This is a genomic window from Methylobacter luteus IMV-B-3098 (assembly GCF_000427625.1).
Taxonomy (GTDB): domain Bacteria; phylum Pseudomonadota; class Gammaproteobacteria; order Methylococcales; family Methylomonadaceae; genus Methylobacter; species Methylobacter luteus.
In genome coordinates, this window is sequence record NZ_KE386569.1 from 1,481,414 (window position 1) to 1,495,192 (window position 13,779).

General features: G+C 48.5%; 12 protein-coding genes. 4 read left to right on the forward strand and 8 right to left on the reverse strand.

From position 1 onward, the window contains the following. Positions 1-10 precede the first annotated feature (10 nt). On the reverse strand, positions 11-841 hold the full coding sequence (locus METLU_RS0108695) for an energy transducer TonB (protein WP_027157883.1): 831 nt from the start codon (positions 839-841) through the stop codon (positions 11-13). Positions 842-1,208: 367 nt separating this feature from the next. Here METLU_RS0108695 and METLU_RS0108700 point away from each other — a divergent pair, with 367 nt between their 5' ends. Further along, positions 1,209-1,619 carry a site-specific DNA-methyltransferase gene (locus METLU_RS0108700; RefSeq protein ID WP_051299833.1) on the forward strand — a complete coding sequence of 137 codons (411 nt, stop codon included), beginning with the start codon at positions 1,209-1,211 and terminating at the stop codon, positions 1,617-1,619. 472 nt (positions 1,620-2,091) lie between these two features. Here the strand turns inward: METLU_RS0108700 and METLU_RS0108705 are convergent, their stop codons facing one another. The 3 genes from METLU_RS0108705 to METLU_RS24870 are packed head-to-tail and all read right to left on the reverse strand — an operon-like array spanning position 2,092 to position 7,182. Beyond that, complete coding sequence (locus METLU_RS0108705) at positions 2,092-3,534, reverse strand: efflux transporter outer membrane subunit (RefSeq protein ID WP_027157885.1); 1,443 nt, start codon at positions 3,532-3,534, stop codon at positions 2,092-2,094. 22 nt (positions 3,535-3,556) lie between these two features. Beyond that, positions 3,557-6,625, reverse strand: coding sequence for an efflux RND transporter permease subunit (locus METLU_RS0108710; protein ID WP_027157886.1), 3,069 nt, complete (start codon positions 6,623-6,625; stop codon positions 3,557-3,559). Further along, positions 6,622-7,182 (reverse strand): efflux RND transporter periplasmic adaptor subunit, encoded by a 561-nt coding sequence (locus METLU_RS24870; RefSeq protein WP_081679054.1) that lies wholly within the window; start codon positions 7,180-7,182, stop codon positions 6,622-6,624. The genes METLU_RS0108710 and METLU_RS24870 overlap by 4 nt, the downstream gene beginning before the upstream one ends. Positions 7,183-7,243: 61 nt before the next feature. On the opposite strand from METLU_RS24870, the gene METLU_RS0108720 reads away from it, so the two are divergent. Next, entirely contained in the window at positions 7,244-7,609 is a 366-nt protein-coding gene (locus METLU_RS0108720; RefSeq protein WP_027156756.1) for a helix-turn-helix domain-containing protein, read from the forward strand. Beyond that, on the forward strand, positions 7,548-8,192 hold the full coding sequence (locus METLU_RS0108725) for an IS630 family transposase (protein WP_196806481.1): 645 nt from the start codon (positions 7,548-7,550) through the stop codon (positions 8,190-8,192). The genes METLU_RS0108720 and METLU_RS0108725 overlap by 62 nt, the downstream gene beginning before the upstream one ends. On the opposite strand, the gene METLU_RS24875 is transcribed toward METLU_RS0108725, so the two are convergent. From METLU_RS24875 to METLU_RS27850, 4 genes are all read right to left on the reverse strand, one after another. Continuing rightward, positions 8,185-8,835: an efflux RND transporter periplasmic adaptor subunit gene (locus METLU_RS24875; RefSeq protein ID WP_051299835.1), complete on the reverse strand. Its 651-nt coding sequence runs from the start codon at positions 8,833-8,835 to the stop codon at positions 8,185-8,187. The two genes, METLU_RS0108725 and METLU_RS24875, sit on opposite strands and share 8 nt — an antisense overlap. Before the next feature lie 38 nt (positions 8,836-8,873). Next, positions 8,874-9,770 carry an SDR family NAD(P)-dependent oxidoreductase gene (locus METLU_RS24880; protein WP_051299836.1) on the reverse strand — a complete coding sequence of 299 codons (897 nt, stop codon included), beginning with the start codon at positions 9,768-9,770 and terminating at the stop codon, positions 8,874-8,876. Positions 9,771-9,816: 46 nt separating this feature from the next. After that, positions 9,817-10,269 (reverse strand): MarR family winged helix-turn-helix transcriptional regulator, encoded by a 453-nt coding sequence (locus METLU_RS0108740; protein WP_051299837.1) that lies wholly within the window; start codon positions 10,267-10,269, stop codon positions 9,817-9,819. Positions 10,270-11,259: 990 nt separating this feature from the next. Beyond that, positions 11,260-11,598, reverse strand: a complete 339-nt coding sequence (locus METLU_RS27850; protein WP_155920504.1) for a hypothetical protein — start codon at positions 11,596-11,598, stop codon at positions 11,260-11,262. 606 nt (positions 11,599-12,204) lie between these two features. Between METLU_RS27850 and istA the strand changes: the two genes are divergently transcribed. Continuing rightward, positions 12,205-13,746: an IS21 family transposase gene (gene istA, locus METLU_RS0108750; protein ID WP_027157888.1), complete on the forward strand. Its 1,542-nt coding sequence runs from the start codon at positions 12,205-12,207 to the stop codon at positions 13,744-13,746. Positions 13,747-13,779 lie beyond the last annotated feature (33 nt).

Sequence of the window (13,779 nt, forward strand, 5' to 3'; positions counted from 1 at the left end):
TAATGAATCCTCAACTCAAATTAAAGGTGATTGGAACTGTTACCCAGCCTGCGATCGGCGTATCGCCTCGCTTTGCCGGGACAAAAGACCATTTTTTAACCGTACTGACGGCAGCATCGTCCAGCACCTTCTTGCCGCTGGACTTTATGACGGAGATGTTGTCCGGTTTGCCGTCGGGCTTAACGTGCACTTTCATCAGCACACGCCCTTCCCAGCCCCGATCCATGGCGATCTCGGGATATTCCGGGGCCGGGTTATTCAGGTAATCGGCGCCCGCGTGCGGCTGCGTCACCTTCTCCTCGACTGGCGGCGCAGGCGGAGCCGTTACAGGAGCCGAACTGACCGGCGCGCTATTGTCGGTTATGGTCGGTTGCGGCGTTGGCTCAACGATTTCCTCGACCGGTTTAGGCTTGACCTTCGGCTTTTGCGGCTTAAGCGGCACAACTTTTTTCTGCGGCGGCTTGGGCTTTGCCTTGGGTGGCGGAGGGGGCGGCGGGGCGATGGGTTTCGGCTGCGGCTTGACCAGCGTGATTTGCACCTTTGGCGGAACCTTGGGCTCAATAATCTCTTCCTGCGCGAAATCCGCCCCTTTAAAGTGATCAACCAGCGTGGCATGGATGAAAATGGACAGCACGCCCACAACCAGATAATCGATAAGCTTCCGATCGCCTTTATCGGACTCGAACCTGAAACTGCCCAGAACAGTACCAGTCCCCGCATAGGGCGCAAATGAGGCATCGAATTCATTGGCGGCAGTTTTGAAAGGAAAAATACGCGCCAAATTGTTTGGAGAAGTTATTCCTGGTTCAACTTGCTGAAAGTTCATGACAGGGCGGTTCATACTGTTCACTCAGTTCCTTGAAAGACACGGGATCTGTGCCAATTCATTAGTAATGTAATTGCAAACGAGGCCACGCCTTGGGCGGACTGGTCTCAATCGACTTCTAAACTGCCTAATCACAAACCGTGCCATATCCGCCGCAACCTGAACGCGGTTAGTCACAAAACCAATGAATTCAATAGCTTCAAAAACAAACACCCGGCCCGGCCGGCTCGTCAACCACGGGTTTGGTTATCTGCCTTGCTGCACTCTCAGCAGCAAGCTGTTTATCGAGTGCTGCCTCAGCAACAGGCCGGAGTTTGGGAAATAAAGTCGTAGGGTACGCATTGCGTACATTTCGGAATCGCAGAGCCGGCAACTTTTGAAGATGTCCGGCCACTGGTTCGACCGATTGAAGTGGAGTTTCTCTGGTGAGACCCATTATCAAACCATGAATGGCCTGTTCGGCAACACGTTAAAGCCCTACTCGCAACTGAAAGCCGAATACAAAACCATCAAAGAGCAGCGCCGCCACTTTGCCGTTACCAAGCACGTGCCCTACGCCAACGTCCGGGACTTCAAGACCGTGCAGTGGTATCCGGGTAAACATCCCTGCGAGAAACCGCTGGATCTGATGCGGCACATTATCGAAGCCAGCTCCAGGCGTGGTGATGTGGTTCTGGATACTTTTACCGGCAGCGGATCCATGGCGATCGCCTGCCGGGAGTTAGGCCGGGCGTTTCATGGATGTGAAATGGGTGAAATAGAGTTTAAGGGAGCTGTAGAGCGATTGTCCTAACGAAGTTTAAGCGCACCTTAACGCTAATTTTTTACGACCGTCTTAGTTCGACCCCTAGCTGCCCGTCATCGCGTAAATAGACCGTCCGCTTTTAGCTTCACAGCGGACAGCCAGTTGAAAAACAGTAGGCATACAATAAAAACCAACCCATCCAACTAGTGCCAACACGGGGGTAATTTATAGTTGTCAGATTATCCTCGAATAAATTTCAAATCGCTTGTAACGAAATCGCCCCTTCTTCCGACTGATAAGCCAGGAAGGCAATAAATGCTTTTCTAATCGTCCGTCAATTCAAACTACGCCTCTGATCCATATAAATTTGGCGAACTTAGAGACGGTGGGACATTGACGGATAAGAAATTAGAAGCCCTATGTGGCTTATGGCAATTATTCGAGGTAAATCTGAGTTATAACTAATAACCGTTGCATAGATTTACCTTCCATTTGTGGCCAGCCAGTAATAAACAATCTTCTAATCTTCAATAATTTTTGAGCCTTGATCCCAACCGCCTCCAAAAGCCCGATAGAGCGAAACAACAGCCACCTTAATTGCGGTGTCGGATTTGGTTTTTTCATCTGACAAAGTTAATTCATTTTTTTGTGCTTCCAACACCGACAGATAATCCCCAGCGCCTTGCTGATAGAGTAAATTCTTTTGTTTATATCCGGTATTGGCGGCAGTTTGGGCTTCTGAAAATTGGTGATATTGGATATCCGCAGTTCGATAAGCGACGTAGGCGTTTTCGACATCTTCCACAGCGAGCAGGAAAGACTTTTCATAATTCGTTGCGGCTTGCTTTAATCGGCTGTCGGCCGCGCTAATATAGGCTTCGATTCGTCCGGCATTGAAGATCGGCGCGGTCAATCCTGTACCGAGTGTGTAAATGCTTTCCGCGAGACTGGGAAAACCTCCCACAGCAATGGCGCCGTAACCTGCACTGGCAGCAAGTTGTATTTTAGGGAATAAATCCGCACGGGCAGAACCTAATTTGGCGGCTGCCGTAGTGATCTCTGTTTTAGCCATTCTAAGATCAGGTCTTTGTACCAGCAAATCTGCAGGCAATAAGGTTGGCAAGACTGGCAAGTCGATAGGTTCACTTTTCATCTGACTTAATCTGGCTTCTAGTTTGCCTGGCGATTCGCCCAGCAACACGCTCAAACGATGAATCAATGTCAATCTGGATTGAACAAGTCCTGACAATAGCGCTTCCGAACTTGCCAATAATGCAGTCTGGCTAGAGACATCGGAAGAATTAGCCAAACTTGCTTGTTTGAAGGCTTGCAATGCTCTCAGTTTTTCGCGGTTAACATCGATTATTCCCTTTTGGATTGTGATTCTTTTCTGCACCCCCCTCAGTTCCAAATAGTTGGTTGCGACCTGAGCCAATAGACCTACTTGAACGGCTCGTAATGCTTCTTCAGCACCTAACGCTTGGGCCAGTACAGCTTCCGAATCCAGGCGCCTACCGCCGAATAAATCAATTTCCCATCGTGCCGTCAATCCGCCGCTAATGACATCGCCCGTGGGTGTTATCAATTCAATGCCGCGGCTACCAGGAACACCAATTATCCGGTCTATTTTCTTTTCCCGGCCACCGGATGCAAACAAATCGACACTGGGATAAAGTGCAGATTTGGCAACCGTTGCCAAAGCCTTTACTTCCTTTATGCGTTCATCAGCAATTTTTAGATCATGGTTGGCTGACAATGCTTGTTTTATCAATCCGTTTAATAACGGATCGTTGAAGCCTTGCCACCATTTTGCTAAATCCAGCTTGGATGATGCTGATTCAGGTTGGTTCTTCCAATGCGTCGGCGGCATAAGGCTTACCTGGTCGGAAACTCGGGTAGGTGTGCAACCGCTTAGCACGAAGAACAGGATGGTTACGGTGCTTATGATGTGGCGATTAGTCATGACATTTACCGGTTTAGCTCATTCAGTTTAATTCTGTTGGCACAGGCTTAGGCGTTACCTTAAACCAGGCAGCGTACAGCGCGGGCAGAAAGAACACGGTCAGGATAGTGGCGACCGTTAGCCCGCCCATGATGGCGATGGCTTGAGGACCGAAGAAATCGTTACGGGATAGGGGGATCATGGCTAGGATAGCAGCGGCGGCGGTAAGCAAAATCGGACGAAAGCGCCTGACCGTGGATTCGACAATCGCGTTCCAGGTATCCAGTCCGGCTTTTTCATCCTGTTCGATCTGGTCGACCAAAATCACCGAATTCCGCATAATCATCCCAGCCAGCGCGATAATGCCAAGCAGGGCAACAAATCCAAACGGCGCACCGAATAACATCAGGGCAAAGGCCGCCCCAATCACGCCCAAAGGCGCAGTCATAAAAACCAGGAAAGTACGCGACAGATTGTGCAGCTGCATCATCAACAACACCAAGGTGGCAATGACAACTAGCGGTATCCAGATCAAAATCGACTTTTGAGCAATCCAGGTATCTTCTTTGGCTGCGCCTGTTTCAATGGCATAACCTGCGGGCAACTGGGCTTTAATTTTTTCCAGTTCCGGTTCTATTTGTGCGGCAACATCGGGTGCCAATTTGCCATCCGCAACATCGGCACGTATTGAAATTGCCGGGTATCGGTTGCGCCGCCAGCGTATGCCGTCTTCGAAATCGATTTTACTACTGACTAATTGCGCAAGAGGTACCCATTTTCCGGTTACTGTCGGGACGCTTATGCCAGGCAAGTCATCAACGGCTATTCGTAATGGATGTTCCGCCCGCCAGACAATATCGATCAATTTATCGTCCTCACGATACTGGCCGACCGGAATCCCTGAGTAATGAGCCTGCAAGGCTTGGGCAAGATTGCTTGTAGAAACGCCGACAGCCCGTGCTTTGCTTTGATCGAGATCAAGGCGTATTGAAGGTATGTTCTCATGCCAGTCATCGTTGACATCAACCGTATAAGGATTGGCACGTACGACATCGGCGACGCGCTCAGCGATTTCCCTAACGGTTTGGGCATTATCCCCAAATACCCGAAACAGAATCGGATAATCCATTGGCGGCCCCACATTGAGGCGCATGACCCGGCCTCGTACCTCGGGAAAGTTTGTGGCGATAGCTTGCCGGATGCGCTGCATCACCTTTTCACGGGCAATATTATTTTTAGTCATGACCACAAACTCCACCAGGTTGGTATTCGCCAATTGCTGCACAATCAACAGAAAAAACCGAGGCGTGCCACTTCCCAGATAGCTCGCATAGTGAACGACATCGGAATCTTTGGCCAGAAGCGCTTCCATGTGTTTGGCGACAATTTCGGTTTGTTCGAATGAACTGCCTTCCGGCGACCACAAATCGACTATTAGTTCAGGGCGGTTCGAAAGCGGGAAAAACTGTTGCGGTAGTTTAGTCAGAACCAGAACACCCGCACCGAACAATAACACCGTAGCCAATATCACCTTGTTGCGGTGCTTAAGGCAAACGATGATCCAGTTGCGTAGACGTCCATAGAAGACGGTATGATAGAGGTCGTGATGTTTGTCGGCACCTACTTGATTGGGTTTCAAGATCAAATAACCCAAATAGGGCGTAAAAATGACTGCACCAAACCAGGATAGGATTAACGAGATACCGACGACTTGAAAAATGGCTACGGTATATTCTCCGGCGGACGATTTAGCAAGCCCCACCGGAAGAAAGCCTGCCACAGTAATTAAGGTTCCGGTCAGCATGGGGAATGCCGTGGCACGATAGGCATAAGTTGCGGCTTGCAGACGATCCAGGCCTTCTTCCAGTTTTCTGGCCATCATTTCGATGGAGATCATGGCATCATCTACCAATAGTCCAAGCGCCAATATTAAAGCTCCCAGCGAAATACGATGGATTTCCATGCCTGCCAGCAACATAACCAACAAGGTGGCCGCTAGTACTAGCGGCACCGTCAATGCGACCACGGAACCGGTACGCAACCCCAGGCTCATAAAACTGACCAACAGGACTGCTGCCAAAGCCTCAAAAAATGTACGCAGGAATTCCCCGATGGCCGTATCGACAACCTGCGATTGGTCGGCCACTTTTTCCACATCCACACCGATGGGCAGGTTATGCTCTATTTCTGCCAGTGCCTTATCCAAGGCTTTACCGAGTGCCAGGACATCGCCGCGCTTGTTCATTGTTACGCCCAGCCCGATCACTTCTTTACCGTTAAAGCGCATCTTGAATTTCGCAGGCTCGTCGTAGCCTCGCCTGACGCGGGCGATGTCTTGTACCTTAAATGTACGACCATTGATTCGAAGCGGCATTTCGGCAATTTCATCGATTGATTTGAATTGGCCGGACAGACGAATCTTTAAATCTTGTCGCCCCGTCAAAACGGTTCCGGCGGATACCAAGCTATTTTGGGCTTGAAGCACTTGCGCCACGGAAGCCACATCCAAGCCCAATGTGGCCAGATGTTTGTCGGAAAATTCAATATAGATTTTTTCATCCTGTACGCCGATCAAGTCAACTTTCTCGACATTTTTTACTCTTAGTATTTGCTGTCTTGCCTCTTCCACGACTTCTTTTAACTCGACATAATTTAAGCCTTCGCCCGAAAAAGCGTAAAGCAGGCTGTAGGTGTCGCCGAACTCGTCGTTAAAGAACGGGCCAATCACCCCCGGTGGCAATGTAAGCTTGATGTCACCGATCTTCTTCCGAACCGAATACCAAAGCACCTGAATCTCTGATGGCGGAATATCTTCCCTTGCGTTAACAAAAATGACGGATTCGCCGGGCTTGGAATAGCTGCGAAGATAATCAAGATTGGGTAGTTCCTGGAGTTTTTTCTCCAGGTGATCGGTGACTTGCTCCTCGACTTCTTTGGCGGTTGCACCCGGATATAGTGTTTTGACCACCATGACACGGAACGTGAATTTGGGATCTTCGCGCTGTTCCAAAATAAAATAAGCAAAGATTCCGCCCAGCAGCAAAAGCACCATCATAAAAGCAGTAAATGCCCGATGCTGTAATGCCCATTCGGTGAGATTGAAGTGGGTCATGGCTGCTGTCCCTCGCTTTTGTTAACCACGACGCTACTGGTTTCCGGCCAGGCTGTTGTTTCTATCGGCAGACGAATGACTTGTCCTTCGCGTAAGCGATGCACGCCCGCACTAACCAGCAATTGCCCAGGCTCAACCCCCTTTACAGCAATACGATTCTCCGGTAAAGCCACTCCCAATTGGACGGGAACGGCACTTACCGAGCGCTTATTTTCGTCAACCACCCAGACTTTGGTTTGGTCATGTTTATCATGTGGCGCAAACACCGCTGATAAGGGAATACCCAAAACTTCCTGTTCCCTAGAAGATAACTGAACTGTAACCGACCTGCCCAATTTCAGATCTTGTTGGCTACTTGATAATGTTGCTTTAACCCGGTATGTCCGGTTGGCAGGATCGGCACTGACGGCTATTTCCCTGATATATGCTTCGATTTGCCGATCTTGGTTATTCCATAAAGAAACGAACAGACTATCGCCAACGTTGATTTGGTTTATCCTATCCTCAGGTATATCAAAATGCACTTCCTTGCCATCTTCCTTGGCTAGAGCAATTATCTTTTAGATAAAAACATGATATAAACTAACCTCTTGTTAAACGAAATGAGCCATTTTTATCATGCCCAAGCCTTATTCCGAAGATTTACGCAGCCGGGTGGCTGAAGCGGTTGCCGCAGGCCACACCGTGCGGGCCGTGGCTTTACAATACAAAGTCAGTCCGGCCTTTGTCTGCCGAATGCACGCCTTGTGGCGTGAAACCGGAGCCGTTCAAGGCAAGCCCTTTGGCGGCTACAGACGCTCGCGGCTGGAACCTTATGAAGCCGCCATCAAGGAACAGTTAGCGAGTAGTCCGTCGATGACCTTGCAGGAACTGCAGGCTTGGCTGGGACGCGAACACAGCCTAAGTGTTTCGATCTCGGCCATTGATAAGTTTATTAGGCGCAAGCTGGGCTATCGCTATAAAAAAAACGCTGGTCGCCAGTGAGCAGCAACGCGCAGATGTCGCGATGGCCCGAGAGCAATGGCAAGCCTGGCAGCAAACCTGCGATCTGTCAAAGTTGGTGTTTCTGGATGAAACGGGCGTCTCCACGAACATGATCCGTCGCTATGGCCGGGCCTTGGGTGGCGCCCGCTGTCGGGATGCGGCACCGGCAGGCCATTGGCAAACCCTGACCTTCATTGCCGGCTTGCGTGCCGACCGGCTCACCGCGCCCTGGTGTCTGGACCAGGCCATGACGGGCGAAGCCTTCAAGGAATATCTGCGCTCGCAACTGGGACCGACCTTGAAGCCCGGCGACATCGTCATCTGTGACAATCTGTCCGCCCATAAGGTGGCGGAAGTCCAGTCCATTGTTGAAGCGCACGGGGCGACGATCCAATATCTGCCGCCCTATAGTCCTGAGCTGAATCCGATCGAGCAAGTCTTCGCCAAACTGAAGGCGTTGCTGCGCAAGGCCGCCGAGCGCACTTACGACAAGCTCTGGCAACTCATTGGTAAGCTGTTGGATGAGTTTCAAGCGGATGAGTGCCTCAATCTCTTCAGGCATTCAGGCTATGTTTCTACGTAATAGATAATTGCTCTAAACTCAATACCGGTTGTCCTGCGCTAACAACTTGCCCAGGTTCGGCGTGTACCGCAGTAACCACGCCTGATTTATCTGCAGTCAAAATCGCATAGCGTGTTTGGTTTATTGTTTGAGACAACTGTGCTTGCAATGCGGCTACCCGTCCCTTGGCGGCAATATACGCGGTTTCCCGTTTATCGAGATCAGGTTGGCTTATTACTTTTTGTCTCAGAAGTTCACGGTGTCTCGTCAGTTCATCAGCGGAAAACTCCATTTCAGCCTTAGCGGCGGTTAATTGGGATTTAACCGCCTGGGCAGACAAGTGGTAATCGCTGCTATCCAGCTTTGCCAAAACGTGGCCTTTGCGGATAGGGTCGCCAATCTCCACCGGTCTTTCGAGCATTTTTCCACTCACCCGGAATGACAAAATAGTTTCAATTCTGGCTTTGATTTCTCCAGGGTAAGTCCATGTGCCATGACTTGGGGTATTTTCGACACGATAAGTTTTAACGGGCCTAATAGGTGCGCTGTCTTTTTCATCCTTGCCGCCGCATCCTTCCATGATGGCCATGAGGCTTATCCAAAACAGTACCCTTATAAAATAAAGCAGCTTTTTTAATGAAATTATTGTTTGATCCGAAAACATGTATATACACCTTTTAAGGTTTGTTTTTACCCGATTTTCTAACTTCTGTTCGATGCAGGATTTTCAGAAACATTGCTTTTTTGCGGGTTGCTTAATTGATAGGTACTGCCTTTATACATTCCAATCGATCGCATAAAAATACGATTTTTTAGTAGCCTAACTACTAAATCGCCAAGGTTGGCAGATAAGCTGTCCCCCAAAATCACTAATCGTGGTTGCCAAGGAATAATGCAACGCGCTTTCTTGTTAAGAACAGTTTTTAATATTTTGTTAGCTACAATTGCTGCTGGCAAGGGTGTCATGTACCGAAATGATGCTGGGATTTCCTCTTGTGCGAAACCTTCAAAAAAATTTGTCTGAGTCAAAGCTGGATGCACAGTGGCAACTTGGATGCCCGTTCCTTCCAGTTCCTGACGTAACGCATCGGAAAATGCCGATATTGCGTGCATTGCAGTCGAGTAGGCCGCAAAACCTGGAAACGCTTTTCGGCCAACGACAGAAGAAAGATTCACGATAAACCCATTTCCTTGCTGACGCATGAGCGGTAGCACTGCCTGCGCGCAGTAAACTTTGCCCAAATAATCAATTTCGAATAGTTCGCGAATATCTTTAACAAAGTTCGAGCTTTCAATATTGCCCGTTGCCGCGCTACCTGCGTTATTGATTAGGACATCTACCCTACCGAATTCTTCAACAACTGCACTAACTAAAGCTTGGACTTGCGCTTGAGATGAAACATCCGCCGGTATAACACGTACATTGGGATTAAATTTTCTGGCTTCATCAGCCACCAAGTCCAGTTTATCCTTAGATCGTGACGAAAGAATAGTAATGGCTCCTTCACGGGCAAAGGTGAGCGCGGTTTCCTTGCCGATGCCGCTTGATGCGCCAGTAATGATAACCACGCGATTGGCAAATTTTGGTTTACTGTTCATTGTTATCTCCAATAGATGTATATACACATAAATAATTAAAAAAAATCTAAGCTTGCTTCGTTATATCTATTAACTCACTAATACCGGCCATTAATTGATCCATACGTTCCCTTTTCATCGTGTTAGCAATTTGAGTTTGTGCTTGTAACCACAATGGATAAGCCTTGAGTAAGATCGCTGAACCTTGTTCAGTGATCGAAATGACTCGTGTGCGCCGATCTTTCCCTGGAGAAACATTGACCAGCCCTTGTTTTTCCATGACTTCCAGGTTACGGGTGAGCGTTGTCCTGTCCATGACGGTTTGCTCTGCTAATTCGGTAATCAGTACTTTACCTTTAAGTTTTAAGGCGACTAATAGGGAATATTGTGTCCCCCTAATCCCTACCGGTCTCAACATGTCATCGTAGAATTGGCTGACTGCACGGGTCGCTTTCCGCAAATTGAATGCCGTGCAATCAAGACAGCAATGCAAATCAGGCAGGTTTTCTGAGGTATTCATGAGTTATTAATCTAAGTGTCTATGATGGCGAGTTACATAGGAGTATATACACGTAATAATTGTTGTCAAGCATCACTTATTAAATGCTGAGACTCAACGAATCGGTGTAGATTTTGTTGCTATCCTAATTTGAAGAACGCGATTCGGACGCATACTATCAAGATTCCTGATGACTGAGGCTTGTGGTTTGTCCTTACGCCATCTTTGTTAAAGGTTGTCTGATGCCTGCCCATATACACAGGTCTGGCAATGGGCGGCAGAGCTTGGCGGGCAGGCGTCGGACAAGCCTCAAGGGAGGAAACCGCGGACGACACCACGGTGAGTCAGCGCGGTTTGTGCCAAAAGGAACATGCCCTTTTCATCGCTGATTTTAAAAGGTTTTTCTTGAGGTTTAGCGTTCTTGCAGGCAGTATCTGAGAGAGGCATTTGGAGGTATTTCCATTGAGAGTATCTAAGGTACCCCTACCCCCAAGCATAACTGTATGTCAACGAATCTGGTTACATTTCATTGGACAATAAAAAACCCACGAAGCCTTATGACTTGTGGGTTTCTGTACAACCTTGAATCAGGTTGGATTTGGAATTGGTGGTGCGGCGTCAACCGAATTAATAAAATAATTAATTGATTTATAATATAAATTATAATTTTACATCCACCAGTTACTGTAAAAGTTACTGCATTTTTTCTCTGTAGCTCTGCTTTTTGACCCAAAAGTCATTATATCCTCTATGCCGCTTGTTTATTTTTTGTACACGCAAAAATGACCGCAACACTTGCCGAATTTTTTAAAACAAAACAGCATATCTCATCCTCAGCCTTTATCTCATAATTCCGTTAGCTTCAAACAAATTCTTCAGCCCTACAATTCGTTTTCTGAATTGCTGGTAGCATTACAAGATTAAGTTAATTTACTCTCAATAATTACAAAACAAGTTAACTTGTCAAGATAGTAAAAACTTAGCCTGTGCTTTTTGGTAAATTAGAGTTTCTTAATTACATTTCAAAAGACTATTAAACGTCTTCCTTCTCAAACATTCTTCTTTAGATAGCTCGGGTTGTTTATATAAAGAGACTGTTTCTTTAGATGGTTGAATTAAAGCCTTTGTACATTTGGTTTCAGAATGTTCTGTTTGTTGGCTACATTCGAAGCGAATACCTTGACATTCTGCGCTGAATACAGTACTTCCAGGAATCATTTTATAATCCCAATTAGATATTTTAATCTGATTCGATGGGCAACCTATTGAACCTGCCGCTGCATCTTGAGCCATACGTGTGACGGAACAGCCTGTTAAGGTTATTGTTGATAAAAGGATTAGTTTTTTCATTGTCATTTCCAGTTTATTGTCTTTCAAAATCTTTTTACAAATATTCTTATATCAATGAGTTTCTGAACATGGTCTGCACCGTGTAGGAGAGAAAGGTACTCCGTGGAGGGTTAAGTTAATGCGTAAACATAAGAGGCGAGCTATTTCTACACACCAGATTTTCTGGGTAAAAAGACTTTTTTAGTAGAACTACTAAGTAAATAGTAAGTTAACTTTAGCTAATTTAAATGCATCATTGAATTAGTTCAGGCTTGATCTGATAACTTCCAAAATTAGTCTCAATTAAATCTGGCATTGTCTAGCTGAATTCGACCAAAGAAAACTTTCAGCATACTTGAAGCCAAAACATAGGCTGGATAATGCTTTTTTGCCCACCACGCGCTACCGGTGCATATTCTGGCCCAACCTGAACACCTATTCTGATTCAATCTGAACACTGATTCTGAACGAAGTTGAACATTGATTCTGGTTTCAAGCTGAACACTTTTTGGAGCATTTCCAGAATCGGTGTTCAAGTTGCCGGAATGGCTGTTCAGATGGCCAGAATCCTTCCTAACGCATTGTTTTGTTAAACCTTAGTATCCTGTTCCGATTTTTGGAAAGGATATGTCAGCCCAACGAATTGCCATGCGAAAAATCAGAGAAGTTTTACGACTGCGTCTCAGTGCCGGATTGAGTATTCGGCAAATCAGCGCCGGCACCAAGATCAGTGTCGGCAGCATTCAAAACATCCTCAAGCTGGCCGAGCAGCATCAGCTCTGCTGGCCGCTGCCGGATGATCTGGATGACCAAGCCCTGGCGTTGAGGTTATATCCAGGATCCGATGCCCGGCCTGCCAGAAAATTTCAGCAGCCGGTGTGGTCGGAGATTCATCAGGAGCTGAGGAAAAAAGGCGTGACCAAACAGTTGCTGTGGGAAGAATATACCCGACAGTATCCGAACCGCTGTTACAGCTACTCGCAGTTCTGCGCCCGCTATGCCGACTGGCTGAAGCGGCAGCAGCGCTCCATGCGGCAAATGCATCGGGCCGGCGACAAGCTGTTCATCGATTATGCCGGTCCGACCGTGCCCATCGTCTGCGCTGGCGGCGAGATCCGGCCGGCCAGTATCTTTGTCGCGGTGCTGGGCGCTTCCAGTTACACCTATGCCGAAGCCACCTGGAGCCAGAGTCTGCCGGACTGGCTAGGCAGCCATGTGCGGGCCTTCGAGTTTTTCGGCGGCTGTCCGGCGCTGCTGGTGCCCGATAATCTGAAAAGCGGGGTCAGCAAGGCTTGCCGCTATGAGCCGGAGCTCAATCCGGCCTATCAACAGCTGGCCGCCCATTACGGAGTGGCAGTGCTGCCGGCCCGGCCTTACAAGCCCAAAGACAAGGCCAAGGCCGAAGTCGGCGTGCAACTGGTCGAACGCTGGATCCTGGCCCGGCTGCGCCATCAGACGTTTTTCTCGCTGGCCGAACTGAATCAGTGCATTCGAGCCCTGCTGACCGAGCTGAACGATAAGCCGTTCAAGCAGTGGCCGGGCAGTCGCCGGCAATGGTTCGAGCAACTCGATCGGCCGGCGCTGGCACCGCTGCCGAAACACGCCTATCAGTATGTCGCGATCAAGACCGCCAGGGTCGCTATCGATTACCACGTCCAGTACGAGCACCACCTGTATTCAGTCCCGCATCATTGCGTCGGCGAACCGGTGGAGATTCATGCCGGCGAGCGCTTGATCGAGGTTTATTTTCTGAATCGGCGCATCGCCACCCATGTCCGCCAGTTCCATCCCGGCACCACAACAGAACCAGCGCATAGGCCGGAAAAACACGCCGGGCATCAACAATGGACGCCGGGACGGCTGATGAACTGGGCGCAATCGCTGGGGCCTGAGGTGCTGCGCTGGGTGAACGCTCAGTTAAACCGTCAACAGCATCCGGAACAGGCCTACCGCGTCTGCTTGGGTTTGCTGAATCTGCAGCGTAGCTATCCGCCCGAACGTTTGAACCGGGCCTGCGCCCTCGCCAATCGGGAGGGCCTGTATCGATTGAAAAACATCAAAGCCATTCTGCTCAGTCACCGNGATCAGTTACCGGATCCCATGTTTGTGCAAACCTCTTTACTTCCCCAGGATCATGAAAATATTCGCGGACCTGACAGTTTTCACTGAAGTCCGTTGCCCCATAAACGATTAACCCAAGGA

What these genes read in the sequence shown, in the direction of transcription:
- METLU_RS0108695 (WP_027157883.1), bottom strand. Translation starts at nt 841, where the DNA reads ATGAACCGCCCTGTCATGAACTTTCAGCAAGTTGAACCAGGAATAACT.
- METLU_RS0108700 (WP_051299833.1), top strand. Translation starts at nt 1,209, where the DNA reads ATGTCCGGCCACTGGTTCGACCGATTGAAGTGGAGTTTCTCTGGTGAG.
- METLU_RS0108705 (WP_027157885.1), bottom strand. Translation starts at nt 3,534, where the DNA reads ATGACTAATCGCCACATCATAAGCACCGTAACCATCCTGTTCTTCGTG.
- METLU_RS0108710 (WP_027157886.1), bottom strand. Translation starts at nt 6,625, where the DNA reads ATGACCCACTTCAATCTCACCGAATGGGCATTACAGCATCGGGCATTT.
- METLU_RS0108720 (WP_027156756.1), top strand. Translation starts at nt 7,244, where the DNA reads ATGCCCAAGCCTTATTCCGAAGATTTACGCAGCCGGGTGGCTGAAGCG.
- METLU_RS24875 (WP_051299835.1), bottom strand. Translation starts at nt 8,835, where the DNA reads ATGTTTTCGGATCAAACAATAATTTCATTAAAAAAGCTGCTTTATTTT.
- METLU_RS24880 (WP_051299836.1), bottom strand. Translation starts at nt 9,770, where the DNA reads ATGAACAGTAAACCAAAATTTGCCAATCGCGTGGTTATCATTACTGGC.
- METLU_RS0108740 (WP_051299837.1), bottom strand. Translation starts at nt 10,269, where the DNA reads ATGAATACCTCAGAAAACCTGCCTGATTTGCATTGCTGTCTTGATTGC.
- METLU_RS27850 (WP_155920504.1), bottom strand. Translation starts at nt 11,598, where the DNA reads ATGAAAAAACTAATCCTTTTATCAACAATAACCTTAACAGGCTGTTCC.